Below are 24,600 nucleotides of genomic sequence, written 5' to 3'. Positions count from 1 at the left end.
ATGCCATCGACTCCTCCGAAACCCCTCCCCGTCGCCCGTCAACAGCGTGGCTGGCAGCGTTGGCTACCCGGCCTGCAACTGCTGCGGCAGTACCAGCCAGCCTGGCTGCCCAAGGATATCGCCGCGGGCCTGGTGCTGACCGCCATGCTGGTACCGGTGGGCATCGCCTATGCCGAAGCCTCGGGGGTGCCGGGCATCTACGGCCTGTACGCGACCATAGTGCCGCTGCTGGCCTACGCCCTGTTCGGTCCCAGCCGCATCCTGGTGCTCGGCCCGGACTCGGCGCTGACTGCGCTGATTCTCGCCGTGGTGCTGCCACTGTCGGGCGGCGATCCCATGCGCGCGGTGACCCTGGCCAGCATGATGGCGGTGGTGGCCGGACTGACTTGCATCATCGCCGGCCTGCTGCGCCTGGGCTTCATCACCGAGCTGCTGTCCAAGCCGATCCGCTACGGCTATATGAATGGCATCGCCCTGAGCGTGGTGATCAGCCAGACGCCCAAGCTGTTCGGCTTCTCCATCGACAGCCAGGGACCGGTGCAGGACATCTGGGCCATCGCCAACGCGCTGTTCGAGGGACTGGCCAACTGGCCGAGCTTCATCGTCGGCGCCGGCACCCTGGCGCTGATCCTCGCCCTCAAGCGCTTCCAGCGGCTACCGGGCATCCTCATCGCGGTCACCCTGGCGACCCTGGCGGTCCATCTGCTGGACCTGGGCCAACTGGGCGTCGGGGTACTGGGCGAACTGCCGCAGGGGCTGCCGAACTTCGTCCTGCCCTGGCTCAGCGGCGTCGACCTGGTCAGCGTAGTGCTCGGCGGCGTGGCCGCGGCACTGGTGGCCTTCGCCGATACCAGCGTGCTGTCGCGCACCTATGCCGCGCGCAGCGGGCGTTACGTCGATCCCAATCAGGAAATGCTCGGCTTGGGCGCGGCCAACCTGATCGGCGGGTTCTTCCAGGGTTTTCCCATCAGCAGCAGCGCCTCGCGTACGCCGGTGGCCGAGGCTGCCGGCGCGCAGACGCAACTGACCGGCGTGGTCGGGGCCCTGACGGTAGCCGGGCTGCTGATCGCCGCGCCGGACCTGATGCAGCATCTGCCCGCCAGCGCCCTGGCGGCGGTGGTGATCGCCGCGGTGATCGGACTGTTCGAGATTGCCGATCTCAAGCGCATCTTCCGCGTGCAACAGTGGGAGTTCTGGCTGTCGATGGCCTGCTTCGCCGGCGTGGCCAGCTTCGGCGCCATCCCCGGGATCGGCATCGCCGTGGTGCTGGCGGTTCTCGAGTTCCTCTGGGACGGCTGGCGTCCGTACTATGCCGTGCTCGGCCAGGTCGACGGCGTGCGCGGCTTCCACGATATCGAACGGCACCCGGAGGCGCGCCTGGTGCCCGGCCTGGTGCTGTTTCGCTGGGACGCGCCGCTGTTCTTCGCCAACGCCGAACTGTTCCAGCAATGCGTGCTGCAGGCCATCGCCCAGTCGCCTACGAAGGTGCGCCGGCTGGTGGTGGCCGCCGAGCCGGTGACCAGCATCGACGTGACTTCGGCCGACATGCTCGGCGAACTGGAGCAGATGCTCAGCGACGCCGGCATCGAGCTGCACTTCGCCGAGGTCAAGGGGCCGGTCAAGGACAAACTGCGCCGTTTCGGCCTGCTGCAGGACGGTCGCGAGCAGCGTATCCAGCCGACCGTGGGCGCCGCCGTCGATGCCTATCTGAGCGATAACGGGATCGACTGGGGGGCCGAGGAGACGCTAGCCGGCCGCACCCGGCATGCCGACTGAGGTACGCCCCGACTCCTGGCGCACCTGGGCCTCCAGCTCGACCTTCAGCGCCGGCGCCAGCCCCAGTTGCCGGGCCAGCTCCTCGAGATAGGCGCGCTCCATGAAATGCTCCTGGTCCACCATCAGCACGCTGGCCAGGTACATCTCCGCGGCCATCTCCGGCGTCGCCGCGGCACGCGCCACATCGGCCGGGTCCAGCGGCTTGTTCAGCTCGGTGTGCAGCCAGACCTGCAACTCGGCGTCCTGCGCCAGCTTGCCCAGTTCTTCCTCGATCAGCTGACGCTCGCGGGCATCGACATGGCCGTCGGCCTTGGCCGCTGCCACCAGCGCCTTGAGGATGGCACGGCTGTGCTGCTCGACCTGCGGCGCCGGCAGGCGATCCAGAGTCTGCGGCTCGACCGGCTGCGCGCCGCCTTGGGCCGCCTGTTGCGCCTGCCAGTTGCCATAGGCCTTGTAGGCCATCACGCCGAGGGCGGCTAGGCCGCCATAGGTCAGTGCCTTGCCGCCATACTTGCGCGCCTTCTTGCTGCCCAGCAGCAGGCCGACCGCGCCGGCGGCCAACGCGCCACCGCTCGCGCCGGAGAGCAGGCTACCGAGCCCGCCGCCGGACAGCAGCCCGCCGAGGCCGCCTTCTTGCTGCCCCTGGCCGCTGTTGCCGGCGGGCTTGTGCATGGCCTGCTGGCCGGCCTTGAGCAATTGATCGAGCAGATTGCTGGTGTTCATGAGCCATTCTCCTGAAGGTGGGCATCGCAGCATCCGACCCTGACGGCGCCGGGAAATTCTGCATGCGCGGCGGCCGGATCGACCGAGGCACCAGGCGTTTCTAGCAGAATTCGACTGGCCCGATCCGGCGTGTTTCGTAACGCCGGATTTCATCCACTCAGGCTTCAGCGCGGCGCGATATGCGCCACCATCAACTGCACCGTCTCGTTGCCGCGAAACTCGTTGAGGTCGAGCTTGTAGGCCACCTCGGCCCAGCGCAGCGTCGGGTTTGGCCAGACCTCGCGGTCGATATTGAAGGCGATCCCGTCCAGTTGCACGCTGCCGCATTCGGTCTTGAGCACCAGCTTCAAGTGACGCTCGCCGACGATGCGCTGATTGACGATCTGGAACACGCCATGGAACAGCGGCTCGGGGAAATGCTGGCCCCAGGGTCCGGCGTTGCGCAGGGCGAGGGCCAGCTCCAGGTGGAATTCGGTGGCATCGAGCTGGCCATCGGAAAGCAGGCGCCCGGTCAGGTCGTCCTCGCACAGCTGGCGGCGCACCTCGGCGTCGAAGGCCGCGGCGAAGGCGCCGAAATTCGCCTGCGGCAGCGACAGCCCGGCGGCCATGGCATGCCCGCCGAACTTGCTGATCAGCCCCGGATGCTTGGCCGCCACGGCATCCAGCGCATCGCGGATATGCAGTCCCGGCACCGAGCGCGCCGACCCCTTGAGCATGCCGTCGCCGGCATCGGCGAAGGCGATGGCCGGGCGGTGGTAGCGCTCCTTCAGGCGCGAGGCGAGGATGCCGATCACCCCCTGGTGCCAGTCGGCCTCGAACAGGCACAGGCCGAACGGCATGTCCTCCAGCGGCAAGTCCTTGAGCTGGGCCAGCGCCTCGCGCTGCATGCCCTGCTCGATGGCCTTGCGGTCCTGGTTGAGCTGGTCGAGCTGCACCGCCATGTCGCGCGCCAGCGCCTCGTCGTCGCACAGCAGGCATTCGATACCCAGGCTCATGTCGTCCAGACGCCCGGCCGCGTTCAACCGTGGGCCGAGGATGAAGCCGAGGTCGGTGGAGGTGATGCGCCGGTGGTCGCGCCCGGCCACTTCTAGGATCGCCCGCAGCCCCGGCCGCGCCCGGCCGGCACGAATCCGCGCCAGGCCCTGATGCACCAGGATGCGGTTGTTGGCATCCAGCGGCACCACGTCGGCGACGCTGCCGAGGGCCACCAGGTCGAGCAGCTCGCCGAGGTTCGGCTCCTGACGGCTGGCGAACCAGCCGCTCTCGCGCAGGCGCGCGCGCAGCGCCAGCAGCACGTAGAACATCACGCCGACGCCAGCCATGGCCTTGCTGGGAAACTCGCAACCCGGCTGGTTGGGATTGACGATGGCATCGGCCGCCGGCAGTTCCGGGCCCGGCAGGTGGTGGTCGGTGACCAGCACCTTCAGCCCCGCCGCCTTGGCCGCGGCCACGCCGTCGACGCTGGAGATGCCGTTGTCCACCGTCAGCAGCAGGTCGGGCTGGCGCTGCAGCGCCACCGCGACGATCTCCGGGGTCAGGCCGTAGCCGTATTCGAAGCGGTTCGGCACCAGGTAATCGACATGCGCGGCGCCGAGCAGGCGCAGGCCGAGCACGCCGACCGAGCTGGCGGTGGCACCGTCGGCATCGAAGTCGCCGACGATCAGAATGCGCTGACGCTGCGCCAGCGCCTCGACCAGCAGCTCGACGGCCGCATCGATGCCCTTGAGCCGCTGGTAGGGGAGCAGTCGCGCCAAGCCCTTGTCCAGTTCCTCGGCGGATTGCACGCCGCGGGCGGCGTAGAGGCGGGTCAGCAGAGGCGGCAGGTTGCCCAGATCGGGCAGCTGGGCGGGCAAGGGACGGGCTTCGATACGCATCTTGATTCTTTTCATCTAGGGCGGGCACAACCCGCCGCTGGTGATCCGACGGGTTGCACCCGTCCTACGGAGCTCAACGCTGGCCGACCAGCCACTCCAGGGGAATTTCGTGCTGGCCGCGCTCGTCGGTGACGAACAGCTCGCCATCGCTGATCATCACGCTCCAGGACAGCGAGCGCGGCAGATCCTGCGCCAGGTCGGCCAGCGCTTCCTGGCCGAGGGCGACCACGTTGATGTTCTTCAGGCTGCGCACCGGGTCGAGGCACTTGCCCTGCCACACGCGCAGATTGCCGTAGGCCACCAGGCTGAACTTCTCGGTACGCCGCGAACACCAGGTGATGCGCTCGCTGTCCGGCTGGCCGACCTCGATCCAGTGCAGCACGCGGTCGTCCAGGCTCTTCTCCCACAGCGCCGGCTCGTCGACGTCCGACAGGCCGCGGCCGAACGCCAGCTGCTCATGGTAGAACAGCGCGTAGGCGATCAGCCGCGCGGCCAGGCGCTCCTCGGTCTCCGATGGGTGACGGGCGACGGTGAAGCGCAGGTTCTCGTAGACGCTGCGATCCAGATCGGTGAGGTTCAGTTCGATCTTGTAGGTGGTCGATGGCTGGGCCATGGGAGCTTCTTGGCTGGACGGGAAGGCGGCAAGTCTACCCTGATCCGTCGCGCCGCGTCCCGAACAGCGGCGCGCCACCGGGCAGCGGCGGCTGACCTCGTCAGTTGCCCGCGTAGCGTGCCCAGAGCTGGTCGAACTCGCGCAGATAGGCGGCCACCAGATGCGGATGGTCGATCACCAGCAGGTTTTCCTCGTTGCTGGTGGTGGCGCTACGCGTCCAGTTGAAGCTGCCGTTGAGCAGCAGCCGGCCGTCGAACAGGGCGAACTTGTGGTGCATGTGGAACGGGCCGGCGTCGATCCGCAGCGGCACGCCCTTGTCACGCAACCACTGGATGTCGCTGCCCTCGTCGAACTGCTTTTCGTTGTCGCTGATCACCCGCACGGTGATGCCGCGCTGGTGGCAGGCGAGGATTTCCTCACTGAGCTGATCGTCGGAGATGGTGTAGACGCAGATGTCCAGGCTCCTGCGCGCCTGGCGGCACAGTTCGCGGATCTTGCGCCGGCAGCTCTCGCCCGGGCTGAAATGGGCGCTGGCATGCTCCACGCGCGGTGCGCTGCCGACGCTGTCGAGGGTCTTGACCACCTGCTCCAGCCACTTCAGCGCCGGCTCGACATTGGCCGGTTTCTGCATCAGTTCGCGGGCAAGGCCGAAGGCGCGGTTGCGCATGAAGCGCACCTGATCGCTGCTCAGTTCGCTGCCCAGTTGGCGCAGCTCGTCGCGCTCCTCGTTGCTCAGGCTCAGGTCGGCCAGGCTGTCGCGCAGTTGCTGGTCGAGGCGATTGAAATCCACGGAAAACTCCTTTTTTCGTCAGACACGCCGGTTACGCCACAGCGCGGCATACAGCACACCGCAAAAGGCGCCGGCCAGATGGTATTCGAAGGACACCCCGGCGCGCGGCAGCAGGCCAAAGAACCAGCCGCCGTAGAGCAGGAACACCAGCGCTGCCAGCAGCAGATCGAGCAGGCTGCGCTCGAACCAGGCGCGCGCCAGGAGCAGGCCCCAGAAGCCGAACAGCCAGCCGCTGGCGCCGACATGCAGGCCGGTGCGGCCCAGCAGCCAGACCAGCGCCCCGCTGCCGAGGATGATGAAGGCGCTGGCAAGGAAGAAGTCGCGGCGCGAGCGCAGCAACACCAGGCTGCCGAGCACCAGCAGGCCGCTGAGGTTGCTCAGCAGATGCGCCCAGCTGCCATGCAGCCAGGGCGCGAGGAGAATGCCGGGCAGCGCCTCGGCGTGTCGGGGCAGCAGGCCCCAGGCGTTCAAGGCCCCGCCGAAGGCGCCGTTGAGCAGCTGCACCAGCAGCATGCCGCCGGCGACCAGCGCCAGCGGGAGCAGTTCCGCCAGCCGACCTCGCCTCACGGCGCCTCGTCGTCCGCGGTGCTGGCGCGCTGCCGGCCCAGGTGCTCACCCAGGTCGCGCAGCTGGGTGGAGATCTCCAGCATGCGATTGTGGGTGCGCAGGTCGATGTCGATCTTCTTGTCCATCGCCTTGATCAGTGGCAGGAAGCTGTTCTCCAGGCTGTCGGCCAGGCTTTCCAGCAGTTTCTGCGTACCCGGCTGCGGCGGCGCGACCACCTCCACCTGCGGGCGCAGCTTGCCGAGATTGTCCAGGCCGGCCAGCAACTGCTCCCAGGGCACGCTCGGCGCCTCGGCTGCCGGCTTGCCGGTGGCCAGGCCGCGCACGCTCTCCACCAGGTCGTTGAGCTGGGCCACCACGCGACCGCCGACATCGCTGTCGCTGCCGCCCATGGCCTTGTTGCGCATGAAGTCACGCTTGATCTGCTGCCAGCGGGCACGCTGCTCTTCGGTCATATTGCAGCGCAGTTCGGCGAGCTTGAGCAGGTTTTCCTCGGCACCGCTGGTAAGCAACTGCGACTCGCCCTGGTAATGGTCGGCGATCAGCTGCATCAGCTCGGCGTCGTTCATCACCGAACTGATCTTCTCCGCCATCTTGTTCATGTTGCGATAGCTGCCCTGCAGCTTGAACGGCGGCTCGCTGCGGTACTGGTCGGCCTGCGCGGCGCTGTGGATGTACTGCTGGTTGACCCGCCCGACCACGTCGCGAATCTGCATCAGGCGCTGCAGGGTCGCGGTGATCTCGTTGATTTCCGCGGCGCTGTAGGTGTGGCTCAACTCATTGGCCGAGAACGGCTTACCCTCGGCCTTGGCGACGAAGCGGTAGACATCGGCCATGTCGCGGGTGGCCAGCGGCGCCAGCACCGGGTTGGAGGTCAGGGCGTTCTCGATATAGGACAGGGCGAAGGCCTCCTGCATGCCGCCGAGGGTATCGCCGAGGTTGTAGATGTCGGCGCGGTTGGCCAGCATGTCGGGGATCTTGAACAGCTCGCCGGACTCGGTATAGGGGTTGCCGGACATGATCACGCAGAACTTCTTGCCGCGCATGTCGTAGGTCTTGGTGCGGCCCTTCCACACGCCCTCGATACGTCGTGTGCCGTCGCAGAGCGAGATGAACTTCTGCAGGAACTCCGGGTGGGTGTGCTGGATGTCGTCGACATAGAGCATCACGTTGTTGCCCATCTCCAGCGCCAGGTTGAGCTTTTCCAGCTCCTGGCGCGAGGTGGCGTCGGGGGCCTGCGCCGGGTCCACGGAACGCACCTCGTGGCCCAGCGCCGGGCCGTTGATCTTCATGAAGATCAGCCCCAGGCGGTGGGCGACATACTCCATCAGCGTGGTCTTGCCGTAGCCGGGCGGCGAGATGAGCATCAGCAGGCCCATCAGGTCGGTACGCTTGTTCTCCCCGGCGGTGCCCATCTGCTTGGCCAGGTTGTCGCCGATAAAACCCAGGTACACGTCGTTGATCAGCTTGTTGCGCACGAAAGACGACAGCGGCCGCGGCTTGAACTCGGCCAGGCGCAGCGCCTCGCGCTCACTATTGATCACCTCCTGACGCAGGCTCTGGTAGCGGGCCAGGTTCGGCAGGAAGTGCCGGCGATGCTGCTCGAGGCGGGCGAAGTAGTCGTCCAGCGCCAATTGCAGACGCTGCTCGGCGATGCGCGGGTGATCGCCCATCAGCCCCTCGACGGCAAAGCGCAGGTCGACCTCGGTGACGCGGTGCTTCACCGCTTCGGGCAGCAGTGCCAGGGCCACGGCCTCGGCGATGTAGCCGTTCAGTTCGGCCTGCTCGCCCTGGCTGCACAGGCCCTGCAGCCAGTTGTCCACCAGCGCCCACTGCGCCGCGGGGCGATCCTGCAGACGCGCCAGGGTCTGCTGGTAGCCGTCCCACACCCGCGCCGTTTCCAGACGCGTCTGCAAGGCCGCGAGCAGCTCACGGGCGTACTTGCTGAAGGTGAATTCGATGCGCTCGGCGGCCAGTTCCTGCACCAGGTACTCGGCGGCCTCGTTCAGGGTGTCGCCCTGCTGCGCCAGCTGCTGGGCCTCGGCGAAGGTGGCCATGGCCGCGGCGATCTCCGCCTGTAGCTGCTCCAGGCCATCGCGGCGGCCGAACAGCTGCTGGATATGCAGGCTGGTACGCGCGCGCTGCGGCCACTGCGCGGCCGAATCCAAGGCGTGCACCTGGCCCCAGAAGAAGCAGGCGAAGCCACGCGCCTGCGGGCGGTGGTAAAGCAGGCCGGCACTTGCGCGCAGGGGCAGCAGGCGGGCGAGGATCAGCGCGGCGTCATGGTCGTGGATGCCCTTTTCGTAACCCTCCTTGTAGCGCGGCGCGGCGAAATCGCGAATGCGCCGGGTCAGCGCCTCGGGGTCGGTCAGCAGTTGCTTGAGCCCATCCAGGCTCAGTTCGTCGCGACCGGCTTCGGCTGCCGCCAGCACCTCACCGGCCAGGTATTCGGCGCGGTAGAGCTGCGCAGACTCCGACTCCAGCGACACCTGCCAGTAGTCGCGCAGGCTTTCCAGCTCGGCACTCACCAGCGGTTCGAGGAAATCGGTGCCGGTCAGGTGCAGGTAGAGCTGATCGCCGCGCGGCAGCAGGGTCAGATCCAGCTCCTGGGTGTTGACGCTGAAGCGATGGCGCGGGCCGAGCTTGATGACGTTGCCGCCCTCTTCGAACAGCTCGCTCTTGTCGCGCTGGGCACGCACCGCCTGATCACGGGCGCCCTTCAGACGCGCTTCGATGTCGTCGGCCTTGACGCTGTCCTTGAGCTCACGCAGGCGCTCGGCCATCTCGCGCAGCTTGAGGATCAGCGGGTCGGCGGCGAAGAAGGCGTTGAGCTCCTCCATCTGGTTCAGCCGCGCGGTGCGCCGGCCCAGACTTTCGAGAATGCGCAGGGCGGCATCGAACAGGCCCTGGGCGCGGCGCTGGCGCTCGTCGAGCAGGCTCTGCTTGTGCGCCTCGAAGGTCTCCAGCAGCTCCTCGCGCTTGCTCAGGATGTCCCCGAGAAATGCTTCGTGATCGCCGAACTGGCTTTCCAGCTCCTCGAGCTGCACCAGCAGGCGCGACAGCTGCTCGTCGCAGCGCTCCGGGTCCTGCGCCAGCGCCAGGGCGTTGGTGATGCCCTGGCTGAACAGTTTGAACCGGGCGCCGAATTGCGCCACGGTCTCGGCCGAGCCCAGGCCCTTGCGCCGCTGCTCGGCACGGGCCTTGGCCTGGTTGAGGCGGGCATAGACCTCGGAGATCGACTCGACGATACGGGTGCGCTGGGTGGCGTCGTCGATGGCCAGCGAGGCCATCAGGCTGGAGAGCATGTCGAGGTTGCCGGCCATGTCCTGCATCTCGACCAGCGGCTCGTTCAACTGGGTGACGGTCTCGGCCTTCTGCGCCAGGCCGTCCAGCTCGCCCAGGCGCTGCACGTAGGGCTGCAGCGCGGCGTCGCTGGCGAGGAAGGCGGAGGTGGCGGCCGCCACGCGTTCCTGCGCCTCGAGCAGCTCGGTCTCCATGGCGTCGATGCGCGCCACGTCGATGTAACGGTAGTCGCGGATAGTCAGCAGCTGGCCGCGCTGGGCGGTGATGGCATTGAGCGCGTCGACGAACAGACGCACTTCGTCCCAGCTGTCCACCAGCAGGCTCGACAGCAGCCCCTTCTGCCGGGTCTCGGCCTCGGCCATGGCACGGGCCGACTGCTGGCGGATGCTTTCGACCTTCTCGAACTCGTCGAGCACCAGCTCGCCCGTGGCGGCGATCTCGCGCAGCAGCGGCGCCAGCTCGGCGCACTGGGCATCGCCCAGCCAGTGATAGAGGTCGAACAGACGGCGGGTGTTCTGGCACAGCTGGGTGTAGCGCGCCACCGACACTTCGCGGCTGTCGATCTCGCGGCTCAGATTGAGCAGGTCGGACACGCCGCGCACCAGCTCGGCATTGCCGATACGGCCAAAGAAGCCGCTGCGCGCCGGCTGGCGGGCGGCATGGTCGTCGCTCTCGAACGGAGTCTGCCAGATCTGCATCGGGTGGATGCGCGTCGGCTCGCTGCCCTCGGCGGCGAAGATCACCATGCGCCCGTCCTCCAGGCGCGCGTAGCCGTGGCCGAAGATCGGGTTGTGCAGCTGGCGGTTGATCATGTTGTAGGTGAACAGCGCCGAGCGACCTTCCTCGGGGTGGTAGAAGATGTACTGCACGTCCTCGCCGTTGGGCGAGCGCACCGAGCGCTTGAAGCGCATACCGGCCATGGGCTGCTCAAACGCCTTAGACTCGCCGTTCTGCAGGTAGTAGCCGCCGGGGAAGATGATTCCGTGGTCTTCCGGCAGCTGCACGCAGGCCAGGCCGATGGCGTCGATGCGCTCGACCTTGTTGGTCAGGCTGTTGAACACCAGGTAGCGCCACTGCTCCTCGCGGTACGGCAGCACCTTGAGCAGGATCAGGCTGCCGAGGCGGGCAAATTCGATCTGGGCATCGTCCAGCGACTGGGTCTTGTCCACCACCGCTTCGCGATAGATGCCTTGGCCGTCCTGGGTGTTGTCCTCGACCTTGATGGTCAGGTCGCCGCCGACGGTTTCGACGAACAGGGTGTCGAGAATGTTCAGATGCGGATGGCGGCCCATGACCACCATCTCGCGGGAAGTCTTCTGCCATTCGAAGTCGAACGGCGCCGGCAGCGCGATATCGCGCTCGCCGCGGTTGTCGATATAGCGCACTTCGCGCCCATCGACCGAGATCGACCAGCGGAACACGCGGATGTCGCTGACCCGCTCGCCGATCTGGAAGCTCGCCAGCAGCTTGCCGTCGCGAATGGCCAGCTGCAGCAGGCGGGTGTTCTTGTAGTAGGTGTACAGCTCGTTGAAATCGGCGACGAAGCTGGCCTGGGCGAGGAAGCTGCCGTCCAGCGGCACCGGTTCGGCGTCGTAACCGTCCGGGGTTTCCACCAGGCGGTAGAGGGAGAACACGTCGGCGACGCTGGTTTCCTTCTTCAGGCCGATGAACACGTTGTAGCCGAACAGCAGGCACTCGCCGACCTGGACGATGTCGCGGGCGATGCAGTTGTGCTCGGTGCGGATGCGCACCCGGCCGATGGCCTCCATCGCGCTGCTGCCGAATTCGGCCAGACGCTGGCCGTTGAGCGCCTCGGTCAGAGCGCGCAGGCGCTGGCCATGCTCCTGCAGGCGCTTGTGCAGCACCTCGTAGGCGCCGCCCTCGGCGACGGCCTGGTCCAATACGTCCTGTGTTTGTGCGTCCGACATCGTAGTCATCCTGAATCTGCTGCGTCTAAAACGCCCCTCCGAGGAGGGGCTGGCAGGTTGGGCCGGGAGGCATCCGCGCAGGGTGGGCCGGGCGGCGCTCCGCTTTAGCCCCCCATTCAAGGCCAACCTGGTGGGCTGAAGCCCACCCTACAAGCTCAGCGGCCCCGGTCGCGGCTGAAGCCCCTCCCACAGAGCGGGCTTAGACCTGCTCCGCGCTGGCGTTAGACGCGGTCACTGGCGCGACCGGCGCCGCCTTGCCGCTGAGCAGGCGCGACAGCACGTCCTGCACCACCGGGCTCTTACCCACCACGCCCTCGATGGCCTTGCCCACCGACAGCGACTTGGCGAAGGAGTTGAAGAAGTCGCCCTCGCCGCCGACGATCTCGATCTTCGCCTTGGCCATGGCCGCGGCCAATACCTCGGCCTGGTCCTTGGCGATGTCCTTGTTCGCCGCGATGGCCGCCATGGCCTCCTCGAAGCTCTTCTCCAGCTGCATGCGGAACTCTTCGTGGGCGCGCGCCGCGTCGCTGAGCGAATCCAGCGCGCCGAACTTCTTGCCCAGACCCTCGGCTTCGGCGCTCAGGCGCTCCAGCAGGATCGAGGCCTCGGCAGAACCCTGTTCCTTGGTGGCCTTAGCCTTGGCCAGGCCAAGCTGCTCCTCGCCGCGCGCCTGGGCGGTGAGTTTTTCTTCCAGCACCTTGGCTTCGGCCAGGCCGTCCTTCTCCTTGGCGGCTGCCTGGGCTTCCAGCACGCGGGCTTCGGCCAGGCCTTTCTCCTGCTCGCCCTTGGCTTCGGCGATCAGACGCTCGGCTTCCACATGGGCCTCGGCCAGACCTTCCTTCTCCTTCGCCGCGGCGGTGACTTCACGCACCTTGGCGTCGGCCAGACCGGGCGCGGCGCGCTCGGCTTCGATCCCTTCGGCCAGCTTCTTCTTGGCCTCGGCGCTCTTGGCCGCCGCTTCCAGCTCGGCCTGGGCCAGGGTGTTGATTTCCACCGCCTTGTGCTTGGAACGGGCTTCGTCAGCTTCGGCCTGCTTGACCTGGCGCACCAGCTCCTGCTCGGCCTCGGCCTGGGCGTTGAGCACGGCGACCTGCTTGAGACGCTCGGCCTCGGACACCTCGCGCACTTCCTTGATGCGCTCTTCTTCCTGGGCCACGGTCTTCTCCACCGCCACGCGCTCGCGGATCACCCCGGCGATGTTCTTGCGCTCTTCTTCCAGCGCCTTTTCCTTCTCGATGCGCTGCAGCTCGACCTCGCGCTCGCGGGCGACCACTTCCAGGTCCTTGGCGCGAGTGACCTTCTCCACCTCGATGACCACGGCACGCTGGCGGTTCTGCTGCGCCACTTCCACTTCGCGCTGGTGGTTCTCGGCGCGGATGTCCAGCTCCTGCTGGGTCTGGATGCGCGCCTGCTCGGCCTTCAGCCGCTCTTCCTCGCGCACTTTCAGGGTTTCCGCTTCCTCGCGGGCGCGGATGGTCTCGATCTCGCGCTTCTGCCGCGCCTCGGCATCGGCCTGCTGGCGTTCCAGAGCCAGGGTGGCCTCACGGGTCTCGACGTTCTTCTTCTTGATCGCCAGCTCTTCGTTGCGCTCCAGCTCGTTGGTGATGACGTTCTGCGCGGCGGTCAGCTCGGTGATCTTGCGGATACCCTCGGCGTCGAGGATGTTGCTCGGGTCCAGCGAGACCTTGGAGGTCTGCTCCAGGTAGTCGATGGCCACGTCTTCGAGCACGTAGCCGTTGAGGTCGTTGCCGATCACCTCGACGATACGGTCGCGGAATTCCTGGCGGTTCTCGAACAGCTGGACGAAGTCGAACTGCTTGCCGACGGTCTTCAGCGCCTCGGAGAACTTGGCGTTGAACAGCTCGTTGACGGCGGCGCGGTCGGAGGCACGATCCACGCCAATGGCCTTGGCCACCTTGAGCACGTCTTCCTGGGTCTCGTTGACGCGCAGGTAGAAGGCCACGGTGATGTCGGCACGCAGGTTGTCGCGGCAGATCAGGCCGTCCTTGCCGCGGCGGTCGACTTCCAGGGTGATCAGGGAGATCTTCATGAACTCCTTGAGGTGGATCACCGGGTACACCAGGGAGCCGGTGAAGTGCACCTTGGGTGTCGAGCTCATGTCGTTGACGATCAGCGCGGTACCCTGCGGAACCTTGATATAGAAGGCCTTGAACAGGGCGATCATGGCGATCACGAAGAGGACGACCAGCCCTGCCCCGACGATGAAGGGGATGAGGTTTTCCATTACAGCTGTACTCCTTTGCTAATTGTGCAGGCCGGTTCGGCGATGCCCTACCCCGCCAGCCATCTGTTAGGTTGTTGGCAAAATCTAGACGCCTCGAAATTCTTCTTCGGTGATCACCCGGTAGGCATGCTCGGCCGCCAGGTATTCCAGCAACACCACCCGGTCGCCGCGCTTGAAGCCCAGCGCCTCGTCGGCGCGCACACGCAGGATCAGCCCGGCGCCGCCGTCTTCCAGCACCGCTTCGCCATGACGGGCGGTGACCCGGCCGCTGCGCACCACCGCTACCTGGCCCAGCACTGACTTGCTGCTGGCCGCCTCGGCCTTGCGAAACAGCGGCCGCAGCGGCCGGCAGATCGCCGCACAGAGCGGCGCGGCCGGGAACAAGGCGCCGACGATCACCAGCAGCCCCAGCGGATAGCGCAGCAGCCCCAGCGGCAGATGGCGCAGCAGCCACAGCTCGACGAAATAGCTGACGAACCAGGCGAAGAAAAACAGCAGGGTCAGCACCAGGGTGACCGGCACGCCATCGACCTTGAGCTTGTACAGCAGGCCGGCGAGGCCTTCGGTCTGGCCGCCTTCCATCACCGAATCGGCCTCGACGTCGAGCAGGTCGACCTCGAGCAAGCCGGCGGCGACGACCAGCCAATAGATGACCGCCACGCACAGCAGAAAGCTGTAGAGGGCGGTGGGAAACGACAGCGCGGTCTGCAGGAAGAGTTCCATTTTTTCCTTTCCCTGAGCTAGGGAAACGGGGCGCGAACGCCCCGCATCTTTCATGCCTTGGCCTTGTCCTTCAGCCTGGCCAGCACGCTATCGGCACTGGCACTGTCGGCCTTGATCCCGGCGGCGCGCAGCTTGGCTTCCAGCGAATCGTCCGGCGCGCTGGTGGCGGCCAGCTCGGCCGAGGCTTCCATCTTCGCCGCGCGCTCGGCCTGCTTCTGCTTGATCCGCTCGAGCGACTCGACCGCGGTCTGCAGCTTGGCCTGCGAGCCGCCGTAGCGCTGAGCCACGGCCATCTGCGCCTTCTGTACGCTCTCGGTGGCCTTGACCGTATCCACCTGCTGCTTGAGACGCTTGATGTTGCCCTCGGCCTGGCTCACCGCCTTGCGTAGCTGGGCCACGCTGACGGCGAAGCCCTCGGCCTGCTCACGCTCGCTGGCCAGCTCGATCTCCAGGTTGGCGATCTTCTGCGCCACTTCCTTGGCCAGGGTATCGTTGCCGGCTTCCAGCGCCTTGAGCGCGTACTGCTCGTACTCGGCGATGCTCGCCGCGCTCTTGGTCACCTTGTCGCTGGTCAGCTTGTGCCTGGCCATGATCTCGGCCAGCGCTTCCTTGGACCTGCGCAGCTCGGTATCAGCGTCGCGGATTTCCTGGTCGAGAATGCGCAGGGCCTGGCTGTCCACCACGGCCTCGCCCATTTCATTGGCGCCGCCGCGCAGCGCCGTCAGCAATTTGCTCCAGACGTTCATCGTCCTATCTCCTTTCAGGCACTGGCCGCGAGGAAGCCTTCGTAGGCTTCGGTGGCCTTGATCACGTTGTCCGCCAGCAGCTCGATCTCGAACACCACGTCGGACAGGGTCGAGGACGAGCTGAGTGCGCCGAACATGGTGTAGCAATCGCGTCCGTCTACCATTTTCTCCAGGCCGATGGACGACAGCGGGAACAGCTTGTGGGTGCGCAGCACTTCCTCGTTGAAGGCGGCGGCATCGCGCACATCGCTTGCCGGCCACAGCAACGCCTCGACGACGATCTGCTCACCGAACACGGCGATGAACAGCGGCAGGTCGCCGTATTCGCGCATGGTCACGTGCAGGCTGGCGTCGGCGCCCTGGATCAGCTCAATGCCGGCCTGCCCGCTGTGGTACAGCTCCGTCGCCGCCAGCGCGTCATACAGCGCCTGGGCGGTCCAAACCTGCGGCATGCTCATACCTTCCTCCTTCTCCATCGAAGCCAGCGTCGACTGAGGCTGGCGCAGTTTGCGTTCGAACGCGACCAGCAGCGGCGCGTGCTCGGGCAGTATCCAGACTTCCTTCTTCACCAGGCCCTGCTCGCGCAGGCGCTGACGGTAAAGCCGCTGGTAATGGGCTGATGATTTGTGGTCCATGAAGGCAGCGTAGGTCCTTACATGTGATACAGCAAGTCATCACATGTAAATAACTACACAGCACCCGACGGACGCACGAACAGGCACCGCCCGCCACCAGGGCGACCGACGAGAGGGGGCTTCGAGGAGAAAAACAGGAGGGGAGCCATCCGGGCTATCTGACCTCAGCGCTTCCGTTCGCCGGAGACGAATTAAACCGCAGGCCACCCGACGATGCACGCGCAAAAGCGCCAACCGCATCGCAGCCGGGCAATTTGCCAGCAGTCACCGAGCATGGCTCCCGCACCGTCAATGCAATAGGCTTGCAGGCATTCGCAGCCACAGGAGCCACCATGAGCGCCCCCAGCCAACCCCTCGCAGGCCTGAAAGTGATCGAACTCGGCAGCCTGATCGCCGGCCCCTTCGCCGCGCGCATCTGCGCCGAGTTCGGCGCCGAAGTGATCAAGGTGGAATCGCCCGACGGCGGCGACCCGCTGCGCAAATGGCGCAAGCTCTACGAGGGCACCTCGCTGTGGTGGTTCGTGCAGGCGCGCAACAAGCGCTCGATCACCCTCAACCTCAAGCATCCGCAGGGCCTGGAAGTGCTGAGAAAGCTGCTGGCGGACGCCGACATCCTGATCGAGAACTTCCGCCCCGGCGTGCTGGAGAAGCTCGGCCTGGCCTGGGACGCGCTGCACGCATTGAACCCCAGGCTGGTGATGGTGCGCCTGTCCGGCTTCGGCCAGAGCGGGCCGATGAAGGATCAGCCAGGCTTCGGCGCGGTCGGCGAATCCATGGGTGGGTTGCGCTATATCACCGGCTTCGAGGATCGCCCGCCGGTACGCACCGGCATCAGCATCGGCGACTCCATCGCCGCCCTGTGGGGCGTGATCGGCGCGCTGATGGCGCTGCGTCAGCGCGAAGTCAACGGCGGCAGCGGCCAGGTGGTGGACGTGGCGCTGTACGAGGCGGTGTTCGCCATGATGGAGTCGATGGTGCCGGAGTTCGACGTGTTCGGCTTCGTCCGCGAGCGCAGCGGCAATATCATGCCCGGCATCACCCCCTCCTCCATCCACACCTGCGCCGACGGCCGGCATATCCAGATCGGCGCCAACGGCGATGCGATCTTCCAGCGCTTTATGCGCGCCATCGGCCGCGCGGATCTGGCCGAGGATCCTGCGCTCGCCGATAACGCCGGGCGCGATGCGCGGCGCGACGAGCTGTACGGGGTGATCGACCGCTGGGCCGCGAGCCTGCCGCTGAGCGAGGTGGAAGCACTGCTCAAGCGCGCCGAGGTGCCGGCCAGCCGCATCTACTCGGCGGCGGACATGCTCATTGATCCGCAGTTTCTCGCCCGCGAGATGTTCCTTTCGGCCAAGCTCCCCGACGGCAAGGCGTTCAAGATGCCAGGCATAGTGCCCAAGCTGTCCGAGACGCCCGGCTCGGTGCAATGGACCGGACCGGCACTGGGCGAGCACAACGCCGAAGTGCTCGCCGGCCTGGGCTACAACGCCAGGCAGATTGACGAGCTGCGCAACCAGGGAGCGATCTGAAGCATGAACGAACTACCGCAGGAGGTGCGCCGCCTGCTGCAGCAAGGCCAGCGCCAGGCCGCCATCGAACTGCTGTGCCTGCATCAAGGGCTGAGCCAGGAGGAAGCGACCCGGCGCGTCGACCTGCACCTGGAAGACCGACCGACACTGCGTCCGCGCGGGCCCGCGGTATTGCTGGCCAGCAAGCTCAACGCGCTGATCTGGGCGATCCTGATCGGCCTAATGGTGGTGATCGCGCTGCTTCTAAGCCGCTGAAACGAAACCGGCGCCACGAGGGCGCCGGTTTGCGTGGCAAGGGATGCCCCTTACAGCGGCTTGCCGCGATTGCCATGGGCGGCGACGAACTGCTGCACGGCGCCCAGGTCGTTGGCCAACACCGTGCAACGCTCCTCGCGCTGGAACAGATCGGCCAGATGCGCCGGCAACGCCGGAACCGCATCGATACCGGCCTTCTCCACCGCCTCGGGGAACTTGACCGGATGCGCGGTGCCCAGCACCACCATGGGTGTGGCCAGGCTGCGCCGGCATTCGCGGGCAGCGCGCACGCCGATGGCGGTGTGCGGGTCGAGCAGCTCGCCACACTCGGCATAGACCTCGGCGATGGTCTCACAGGTCTGCGCATCGTCCACCGCCAGCGAATCGAACAGCTTGCGTGCCTCGGTCCAGCGATCCTCTTCCACCGACAGCTTGCCGCTGGCGCGGAAGCCGTCCATCAGCGCCGCCACCGCCAGGCCATTGCGGCCGTGCAGATCGAACAGCAGACGCTCGAAGTTGGACGAGACCATGATGTCCATCGACGGCGACAGCGACGGGTGCAGGGTGTCCTTGTCGTAACGGTTGCCGCTCATAAAGCGATGCAGGATGTCGTTGCGGTTGGTGGCCACGATCAGCTGGCTGACCGGCAGGCCCATGTTGCGCGCCAGGTAACCGGCGAAGATGTCGCCGAAATTGCCGGTCGGTACCGAGAAGGCCACCGAGCGAGCCGGCGCGCCGAGCTGAATGGCGGCGTGGAAGTAGTAGACGATCTGGGCCATGATCCGCGCCCAGTTGATCGAGTTGACCGCCACCAGGCGGGTACCCTTGAGGAAGCCCTGGTCGGCGAAGCTGGCCTTGACCATTTCCTGGCAGTCGTCGAAATTGCCTTCGATGGCGATGTTGTGGATGTTGTCGCCGAGGATGGTGGTCATTTGCCGGCGCTGCACCTCGGACACGCGGTTGTGCGGGTGCATGATGAAGATGTCGACGTTGTCGCAGGCCTTGCAGCCTTCGATGGCCGCCGAGCCGGTATCGCCCGAGGTGGCGCCCATGATCACCACGCGCTCGCCGCGCTTGCTCAGCACGTGGTCGAGCAGACGACCGAGTAGCTGCAGGGCGAAGTCCTTGAATGCCAGGGTCGGGCCGTGGAACAGCTCCAGCACCCACTCGTTGCCGTTCAGCTGGCGCAGCGGCGCCACGGCGTTGTGGGCGAAAACCCCGTAGGTTTCCTCGAGAATCTTCTTGAAGTCGGCGTCGGAGATGCTGCCGGCGACGAACGGGCGCATCACCCGGAAGGCCAGCTCGTGGTATGGCAGGCCGGCCCAGGAGGCGATCTCCTCGACGGTGAAGCGCGGTAGATTTTCCGGCACGTAGAGGCCGCCGTCGCTGGCCAGGCCAGCCAGCAGCACGTCTTCGAAGTTCAGGGCCGGCGCCTGGCCGCGGGTACTGATATAACGCATGGGAAAGACCTTCGGTTCTGCTGTCGGCCGCAGGCTAGGCCCGCGGCCGCGAAAGGGTTTAGTTGAGCTGCTCGACGCGGATACGAACGATGGGCGCGGTCACGCCGTCCAGCACCTCCATGGCGGCGATGGCATCGAGGATACGCGCCTCCACCACGCGGTGGGTGACGAGGATCATCGGCACCAGGCCGTCCTGCTCCTCGGCTTCCTTCTGCATGATCGACTCGATATTGATGCCCCGCTCGGAGAGGATGCTCGCCACCTGAGCCAGCACGCCCGGGTGATCCTTGGCCTGGATGCGCAGGTAGTAGGCGCTCTCGCACTGCTCGATGGGCAGGATCGGGTGGTCGGACAGCGAGTCCGGCTGGAAGGCCAGGTGCGGCACGCGGTTGGTCGGGTCGGTGGTCAGCGCACGAACCACGTCCACCAGGTCGGCCACCACCGCCGAGGCGGTCGGCTCCATGCCGGCGCCGGCTCCGTAGAACAGCGTGCTGCCGACGGCGTCGCCGTTGACCATCACCGCGTTCATCACGCCGTTGACGTTGGCGATCAGGCGGTCGGCCGGGATCAGCGTCGGGTGCACGCGCAGCTCGAAGCCGGCCTCGGTACGGCGGGCCACGCCCAGGTGCTTGATGCGGTAGCCGAGGGCCTCGGCGTAGTTGACGTCCGCCGTGGTCAGGCGGGTGATGCCTTCGGTGTAGGCCTTGGCGAACTGCAGCGGGATGCCGAAGGCGATGGAGGCGAGGATGGTCAGCTTGTGCGCGGCGTCGATGCCCTCGACGTCGAAGGTCGGGTCGGCCTCGGCATAGCCCAGCGCCTGGGCTTCCTTGAGCACGTCGGCGAAAGCACGGCCCTTCTCGCGCATCTCGGACAGGATGAAGTTGCCGGTGCCGTTGATGATGCCGGCCAGCCAGTTGATGCGGTTGGCGGCCAGGCCTTCGCGGATCGCCTTGATCACCGGAATGCCGCCGGCCACGGCGGCCTCGAAGGCGACGATCACGCCCTTCTCGCGGGCGCGGGCGAAGATCTCGTTACCGTGCACGGCGATCAGCGCCTTGTTCGCGGTGACCACGTGCTTGCCGTTGTCGATGGCCTTGAGCACCAGTTCGCGGGCCAGGGTGTAGCCGCCGATCAGCTCGACGACGATATCGATCTCGGGGTTGCTCGCGACGACGAACACATCATCGGTGGTGGTGATGCCGGTAATGTCGTACTGCGGCTTGGGCGAGCGAATGGCGATCTGGGCAATCTCGATGCCGCGACCGGCGCGCCGGGTAATTTCCTCGGCGTTGCGCTTGAGTACATTCAAGGTACCGCCACCGACGGTACCCAGCCCACAGATGCCCACTTTGACCGGCTTCACACTCAATATCCCCATCAGCACTGCGTAAAACGGCCGGAGCATGCTCCGGCCGCCGAAAGAGCCGCACATTACGAAGCGGCTGTTTGTTAGTCAATCCGCGCTCAGTTCGACTCCAGCGCAATCTTCGCCAGCTGCGGCGCCGGCTGGTAGCCCGGGATCATCTTGCCGTTGGCCAGCACGATGGCCGGGGTGCCGTTGACGCCGATCATCTGGCCCAGCTGGTACTGCTTGGCCACCGGGTTGTCGCAGCTCGCCTCGGGCACCGGCTGGCGGGTCTTGGCCAGGTTCATCGCCTCCTGCGGGTCCTTGGCGCACCAGACGCTGACCAGCTCCTTGGCCGCCGGGCTGTTCAGCCCCTGGCGCGGGAAGGCGACGTAGCGCACTTCCACGCCCAGCCGGTTGAGCTCCGGCACCTCGCTGTGCAGCTTCTGGCAATAGCCGCAGTCGGTGTCGGTGAACACGGTGATATGGGTCTTCGGCTCCTTGGCCGCGAACACCACCATCTCCTCGGCCGGGATGGCGTTGATCTGCTTGGCCACCGCACGGCTTTCCTCGATCTCGGTAAGGTTCACCGCCTTGCCGTCCTTGACCTGGAACAGGTAGCCCTGCAGGAGGAACTGGCCGTCGGCGCTGGTATAGAGCTGGCGGCCACCCTTGAGCTGGACCTGGTAGATGCCCGGCATGGGGCTTTCGGCGATGGCCTCGATCGGCAGACGCGCATCCAGCGAGGTCAGGCTCTGGCGGATGGCCTGATCGGGGTCGGCGGCCAGGCCGAGGCTGCTGCCCAGCAGCAGCGCCAGCGCAGCGGAAATTCGGGTCAGGGACATGGACACTCCTGTCGAGCGAAGGACGGGCGAAGATGGGCACAGCCTACCACAGATGCCCCGCAGACGGCCGCCCGGCTACCAGACGGTAGCGTCAACCGCGCGGGTGGTGCCTGGCATGCAGTTCCTGCAGGCGCGCCCGGGCGATATGGGTGTAGATCTGCGTGGTCGACAGATCGCTATGACCCAGCAGCATCTGCACCACGCGCAAATCGGCGCCATGGTTGAGCAGATGGGTGGCGAAGGCGTGGCGCAGGGTGTGCGGCGACAGCGGCTTGGCGATGCCGGCCACCCTGGCCTGGTGCTTGATCCGGTGCCAGAAGGTCTGCCGGGTCATCTGCTCACCGCGCAGGCTGGGAAACAGCACATCACTGGGCTTGCCGCCGAGCAGCAACGAGCGCGCCTCGCGGCTGTAGCGCTCGATCCAGGCGATGGCCTCCTCGCCCAGCGGCACCAGGCGCTCCTTGCTGCCCTTGCCCAGCACCCGCAGCACACCCTGGCGCAGGTTGACCTGCTCCAGGCTCAGCCCGACCAGCTCGCTGACGCGCAGGCCGCAGGCGTAGAGCACCTCCAGCATGGCGCGGTCGCGCAAGCCGATGGGATCGTCCAGATCCGGCGCCTGCAGCAGCGCCTCGACATCCGCCTCGGACAGCGACTTAGGCAGCGGCCGGCCGATTTGCGGCAGCTCCACCTGCAGGCAGGGGTCTTCTTCGATCACCCCTTCGCGCAGGAGAAAGCGATAGAAGCCGCGCACGCCGGAGAGAAAGCGCGCGGTCGAGCGCGCCTGATAGCCCTGCTCGAGACGCCAGGCCAGATGATCGAGGATGGCGTCGCGACCGATATGAGCAAGCGCCAGCCTGCGCTCGTCGAGCCAGGCATTGAAGTGCTCCAGGTCGCTGCGATAGGCGGCACGGGTATGGGCAGACAGGCCCTTTTCGAGCCAGAGCGTCTCGAGAAATCGCTCGATCAACGGATGGGACAGAGTGGGCATGAGGCAAGTTCACGGCCGACGGGCGCCTAGTGTTCCATAGCCGAGACCGGCAACTCCAGCCGCCCGGCGGTTGCCACTGACACCGATCGAAACACCACGACCGGCGCCTGCCGCTCGGCACCGCAGCCCACAGGACAAACGGTCGGACAAGCCTATCCTTGGTTTGGTGACAATCCGGGCTCGCGGCGCCATGATCTCACAGTGCCATTACCAGAGCGGTAGAACCAGCATGCCCAATCACGCCCACTCCCGCCTCGGCCAGATCCTCATCGCCAAGGGCCTGATCAGCGCCACCCAGCTCGATGCCGCGATCGCGGCGCAGTTCGTCAACCGCAAACGCCTGGGCGAAGTGCTGATCGAGCAAGGGCTGCTGACCCAGAAGCAACTGAGCAAGGCGCTGAAGAAGCAGAGCAGCCTGCGTCTGGCCGCCACTCTGGTGGCGGCGCTGATGAGCCCGTTCCAGTTGGCCAGCGCCGATATCCAGCGCTTGCAACCGCCACTCAGCAGCACCAGCCGACTGCAGACGCCGCCCGGCATGCAGTCGTTGAGCGACAAGGAAATGAGCGCGGTCAGCGCGCAGGGCCTGGACGATGTCTTGCAAGCACTGCTGCTGCGCGCCGAGAACGGTGACGGCCCGGGCGCGCTCAAGCAGCTGGCGAAACTGGTGATGCCGGTACTGGACAGCCTGGAAAGCGACACCGGCCTGCACGACCTGCGCTACGACACCAGTAAGCTACGCTCGACCCTGAACGGCGATGGTTCGTTCAACGTCAACCTGCCCAGCTCCATCGGCGAGTTGCGCTTCGACAACATCCGCGTCAAGGGCGCCCCCGCCGAGAAGAGCTTCGGCAACCTCAGCCTGCATGACATCGACCTGTCGCGAGCCAGCCTGAGGATCAGCCTGCGCCCCTGAATCCTCGACACGGATCGCAGAAACGAGAAAACCGGGAGCCATTTCTGACGCCGCGCAGCGACGCCGCGCGGCGTGGCCCGCCAGAGAGACTGGCCGCCAAAACGCCGGGGCGCGTTGCGCGCAAGCCCCGGCTGAGCACATGAATGCGCGAACATAAAAAAAGCAGCCCGCAGGCTGCTTTTTTCGAGAAGTGTCCGAACTTAGGACAGCTTTTCCTTGATGCGCGCGGCTTTGCCGGACAGGTCGCGCAGGTAGTACAGTTTGGCCTTGCGCACGTCGCCGCGACGCTTGACTGCCAGGCTGTCGACCAGCGGCGAGTAGGTCTGGAAGGTACGCTCGACGCCCACACCGCTGGAGATCTTGCGCACGGTGAAGGCGCTGTTCAGGCCGCGGTTACGCTTGGCGATAACAACGCCTTCGAAGGCCTGCAGACGCTGACGGTCGCCTTCCTTCACTTTCACTTGCACGACAACGGTGTCGCCCGGGGCGAAAGTCGGGATTTCTTTGTTCATCTGCTCGGCTTCGAGCATCTGGATAATCTTGTTGGTCATGCTGCGCTCCTAAGACAAGCCTCCAGGCCTGCCATCGATACGTTAACTATCGTCCCGCTGGCGGATGTATTCCTCCAGCAGCTTCTTCTCTTCTCCAGAAAGCGAGCGGCTATCCAGAAGATCGGCGCGACGTTCCCAGGTCCGACCAAGGGACTGCTGCAAACGCCAGCGCCGGATGTGTTCGTGGTTGCCACTAAGCAACACCTCGGGAACACGTTTATCCGCATACACCTCCGGGCGGGTGTAGTGCGGGCAGTCGAGCAGGCCATCCGTAAAGGAGTCCTCCTCGGCCGAATCGGCATGACCCAATGCACCGGGCAAAAGGCGCGTCACCGCGTCGATCAGCACCATGGCCGGCAGCTCACCGCCGGACAGGACGTAGTCGCCAATCGACCATTCCTCATCGACATGCGCCTCGATGAAACGCTCGTCGATGCCTTCATAACGACCAGCAATCAGGATCAGTGCCTGCTCCCGCGCCAGCTCGCGGACCGCCGCCTGGTTCAGACGACGCCCCTGCGGCGACAGGTAGATCACCTTCGCCGCCTCCCCCGCGGCCTGCCTGGCCGCGGCCAGGGCATCCTCGAGAGGCTTGATCTTCATCACCATGCCCGGACCACCGCCGAAGGGGCGGTCATCCACCGTATGGTGGCGATCCGTCGTGTAGTCCCGCGGATTCCAGCAACTGAGCTTGAGCAGCCCCTGCCTGACCGCACGACTGGTGATGCCGTACTCGCCGATGGCGGCGAACATCTCCGGGAACAGGGTGATGACTTCTACGCGCATGGGCC

The 24,600-nt window shown here is 66.2% G+C and carries 20 protein-coding genes; 4 read left to right on the top strand and 16 right to left on the bottom strand.

All coding sequences use genetic code 11. The features are described from left to right. Window positions 1-1,776, top strand: coding sequence for a SulP family inorganic anion transporter (locus tag ACUTAF_RS02735; protein ID WP_445578524.1), 1,776 nt, complete (start codon window positions 1-3; stop codon window positions 1,774-1,776). On the opposite strand, the gene ACUTAF_RS02730 is transcribed toward ACUTAF_RS02735, so the two are convergent. The 10 genes from ACUTAF_RS02730 to bacA form a co-directional block, all read right to left on the bottom strand. Next, window positions 1,747-2,499, bottom strand: a complete 753-nt coding sequence (locus ACUTAF_RS02730; RefSeq protein ID WP_445578523.1) for a tellurite resistance TerB family protein — start codon at window positions 2,497-2,499, stop codon at window positions 1,747-1,749. The genes ACUTAF_RS02735 and ACUTAF_RS02730 overlap by 30 nt on opposite strands. 164 nt (window positions 2,500-2,663) lie before the next feature. Then, window positions 2,664-4,373, bottom strand: coding sequence for a single-stranded-DNA-specific exonuclease RecJ (gene recJ, locus ACUTAF_RS02725; protein WP_445578522.1), 1,710 nt, complete (start codon window positions 4,371-4,373; stop codon window positions 2,664-2,666). Window positions 4,374-4,446: 73 nt separating this feature from the next. Then, complete coding sequence (locus tag ACUTAF_RS02720) at window positions 4,447-4,986, bottom strand: YaeQ family protein (protein ID WP_445578521.1); 540 nt, start codon at window positions 4,984-4,986, stop codon at window positions 4,447-4,449. 100 nt (window positions 4,987-5,086) lie between these two features. Further along, window positions 5,087-5,776 (bottom strand): phospholipase D-like domain-containing protein, encoded by a 690-nt coding sequence (locus ACUTAF_RS02715; RefSeq protein WP_445578520.1) that lies wholly within the window; start codon window positions 5,774-5,776, stop codon window positions 5,087-5,089. A gap of 18 nt (window positions 5,777-5,794) precedes the next feature. Then, window positions 5,795-6,343 carry a rhomboid family intramembrane serine protease gene (locus ACUTAF_RS02710; protein ID WP_445578519.1) on the bottom strand — a complete coding sequence of 183 codons (549 nt, stop codon included), beginning with the start codon at window positions 6,341-6,343 and terminating at the stop codon, window positions 5,795-5,797. Then, entirely contained in the window at window positions 6,340-11,571 is a 5,232-nt protein-coding gene (locus ACUTAF_RS02705; protein ID WP_445578518.1) for a DNA repair ATPase, read from the bottom strand. Before ACUTAF_RS02705 ends, ACUTAF_RS02710 begins: the two co-directional genes overlap by 4 nt. 199 nt (window positions 11,572-11,770) lie before the next feature. After that, window positions 11,771-13,816 (bottom strand): hypothetical protein, encoded by a 2,046-nt coding sequence (locus ACUTAF_RS02700; protein ID WP_445578517.1) that lies wholly within the window; start codon window positions 13,814-13,816, stop codon window positions 11,771-11,773. A gap of 84 nt (window positions 13,817-13,900) precedes the next feature. After that, window positions 13,901-14,539, bottom strand: a complete 639-nt coding sequence (locus tag ACUTAF_RS02695) for a hypothetical protein (RefSeq protein ID WP_445578516.1) — start codon at window positions 14,537-14,539, stop codon at window positions 13,901-13,903. A 50-nt stretch (window positions 14,540-14,589) separates the two neighbouring features. Continuing rightward, window positions 14,590-15,285, bottom strand: a complete 696-nt coding sequence (locus ACUTAF_RS02690) for a PspA/IM30 family protein (protein ID WP_445578515.1) — start codon at window positions 15,283-15,285, stop codon at window positions 14,590-14,592. A gap of 14 nt (window positions 15,286-15,299) precedes the next feature. Then, window positions 15,300-15,920 carry a biofilm formation regulator BacA gene (gene bacA / locus ACUTAF_RS02685; RefSeq protein ID WP_445578514.1) on the bottom strand — a complete coding sequence of 207 codons (621 nt, stop codon included), beginning with the start codon at window positions 15,918-15,920 and terminating at the stop codon, window positions 15,300-15,302. A gap of 332 nt (window positions 15,921-16,252) precedes the next feature. Here bacA and ACUTAF_RS02680 point away from each other — a divergent pair, with 332 nt between their 5' ends. Further along, window positions 16,253-17,452 carry a CaiB/BaiF CoA transferase family protein gene (locus tag ACUTAF_RS02680; RefSeq protein WP_445578513.1) on the top strand — a complete coding sequence of 400 codons (1,200 nt, stop codon included), beginning with the start codon at window positions 16,253-16,255 and terminating at the stop codon, window positions 17,450-17,452. 3 nt (window positions 17,453-17,455) lie between these two features. Further along, the gene (locus ACUTAF_RS02675; protein WP_445578512.1) at window positions 17,456-17,707 is read left to right on the top strand and encodes a hypothetical protein; all 252 of its coding nucleotides are present in this window, start codon (window positions 17,456-17,458) and stop codon (window positions 17,705-17,707) included. A 50-nt stretch (window positions 17,708-17,757) separates the two neighbouring features. Here ACUTAF_RS02675 and thrC read toward each other — a convergent pair whose 3' ends face one another. The 4 genes from thrC to xerD form a co-directional block, all read right to left on the bottom strand. After that, complete coding sequence (thrC, locus tag ACUTAF_RS02670; protein ID WP_445578511.1) at window positions 17,758-19,167, bottom strand: threonine synthase; 1,410 nt, start codon at window positions 19,165-19,167, stop codon at window positions 17,758-17,760. 58 nt (window positions 19,168-19,225) lie between these two features. Then, window positions 19,226-20,530 carry a homoserine dehydrogenase gene (locus tag ACUTAF_RS02665; RefSeq protein ID WP_445578510.1) on the bottom strand — a complete coding sequence of 435 codons (1,305 nt, stop codon included), beginning with the start codon at window positions 20,528-20,530 and terminating at the stop codon, window positions 19,226-19,228. 101 nt (window positions 20,531-20,631) lie between these two features. Continuing rightward, window positions 20,632-21,357 (bottom strand): bifunctional protein-disulfide isomerase/oxidoreductase DsbC, encoded by a 726-nt coding sequence (gene dsbC / locus ACUTAF_RS02660; protein ID WP_445578509.1) that lies wholly within the window; start codon window positions 21,355-21,357, stop codon window positions 20,632-20,634. A 91-nt stretch (window positions 21,358-21,448) separates the two neighbouring features. Then, complete coding sequence (gene xerD, locus ACUTAF_RS02655; RefSeq protein WP_445578508.1) at window positions 21,449-22,345, bottom strand: site-specific tyrosine recombinase XerD; 897 nt, start codon at window positions 22,343-22,345, stop codon at window positions 21,449-21,451. A 229-nt stretch (window positions 22,346-22,574) separates the two neighbouring features. Between xerD and ACUTAF_RS02650 the strand changes: the two genes are divergently transcribed. Then, the gene (locus tag ACUTAF_RS02650) at window positions 22,575-23,258 is read left to right on the top strand and encodes a hypothetical protein (protein WP_445578507.1); all 684 of its coding nucleotides are present in this window, start codon (window positions 22,575-22,577) and stop codon (window positions 23,256-23,258) included. Between the two features lie 200 nt (window positions 23,259-23,458). Here the strand turns inward: ACUTAF_RS02650 and rplS are convergent, their stop codons facing one another. Then, window positions 23,459-23,809 (bottom strand): 50S ribosomal protein L19, encoded by a 351-nt coding sequence (gene rplS, locus ACUTAF_RS02645; RefSeq protein ID WP_045734872.1) that lies wholly within the window; start codon window positions 23,807-23,809, stop codon window positions 23,459-23,461. A 42-nt stretch (window positions 23,810-23,851) separates the two neighbouring features. Beyond that, entirely contained in the window at window positions 23,852-24,595 is a 744-nt protein-coding gene (gene trmD, locus ACUTAF_RS02640; RefSeq protein WP_445578506.1) for a tRNA (guanosine(37)-N1)-methyltransferase TrmD, read from the bottom strand. Window positions 24,596-24,600: the final 5 nt, after the last annotated feature.

It is taken from the genome of Pseudomonas sp. SP16.1 (assembly GCF_052682975.1).
Note: the sequence above shows the minus strand (reverse complement) of the source record. Positions and strands in the feature narration are given on the sequence as shown.

Bases quoted from the DNA above. Each gene is read 5' to 3' on its own strand.
- ACUTAF_RS02735 (WP_445578524.1), top strand. From the start codon at position 1: ATGCCATCGACTCCTCCGAAACCCCTCCCCGTCGCCCGTCAACAGCGT.
- ACUTAF_RS02730 (WP_445578523.1), bottom strand. From the start codon at position 2,499: ATGAACACCAGCAATCTGCTCGATCAATTGCTCAAGGCCGGCCAGCAG.
- recJ (WP_445578522.1), bottom strand. From the start codon at position 4,373: ATGCGTATCGAAGCCCGTCCCTTGCCCGCCCAGCTGCCCGATCTGGGC.
- ACUTAF_RS02720 (WP_445578521.1), bottom strand. From the start codon at position 4,986: ATGGCCCAGCCATCGACCACCTACAAGATCGAACTGAACCTCACCGAT.
- ACUTAF_RS02705 (WP_445578518.1), bottom strand. From the start codon at position 11,571: ATGTCGGACGCACAAACACAGGACGTATTGGACCAGGCCGTCGCCGAG.
- ACUTAF_RS02700 (WP_445578517.1), bottom strand. From the start codon at position 13,816: ATGGAAAACCTCATCCCCTTCATCGTCGGGGCAGGGCTGGTCGTCCTC.
- ACUTAF_RS02695 (WP_445578516.1), bottom strand. From the start codon at position 14,539: ATGGAACTCTTCCTGCAGACCGCGCTGTCGTTTCCCACCGCCCTCTAC.
- ACUTAF_RS02690 (WP_445578515.1), bottom strand. From the start codon at position 15,285: ATGAACGTCTGGAGCAAATTGCTGACGGCGCTGCGCGGCGGCGCCAAT.
- bacA (WP_445578514.1), bottom strand. From the start codon at position 15,920: ATGGACCACAAATCATCAGCCCATTACCAGCGGCTTTACCGTCAGCGC.
- ACUTAF_RS02680 (WP_445578513.1), top strand. From the start codon at position 16,253: ATGAGCGCCCCCAGCCAACCCCTCGCAGGCCTGAAAGTGATCGAACTC.
- ACUTAF_RS02675 (WP_445578512.1), top strand. From the start codon at position 17,456: ATGAACGAACTACCGCAGGAGGTGCGCCGCCTGCTGCAGCAAGGCCAG.
- thrC (WP_445578511.1), bottom strand. From the start codon at position 19,167: ATGCGTTATATCAGTACCCGCGGCCAGGCGCCGGCCCTGAACTTCGAA.
- dsbC (WP_445578509.1), bottom strand. From the start codon at position 21,357: ATGTCCCTGACCCGAATTTCCGCTGCGCTGGCGCTGCTGCTGGGCAGC.
- xerD (WP_445578508.1), bottom strand. From the start codon at position 22,345: ATGCCCACTCTGTCCCATCCGTTGATCGAGCGATTTCTCGAGACGCTC.
- ACUTAF_RS02650 (WP_445578507.1), top strand. From the start codon at position 22,575: ATGCCCAATCACGCCCACTCCCGCCTCGGCCAGATCCTCATCGCCAAG.
- rplS (WP_045734872.1), bottom strand. From the start codon at position 23,809: ATGACCAACAAGATTATCCAGATGCTCGAAGCCGAGCAGATGAACAAA.
- trmD (WP_445578506.1), bottom strand. From the start codon at position 24,595: ATGCGCGTAGAAGTCATCACCCTGTTCCCGGAGATGTTCGCCGCCATC.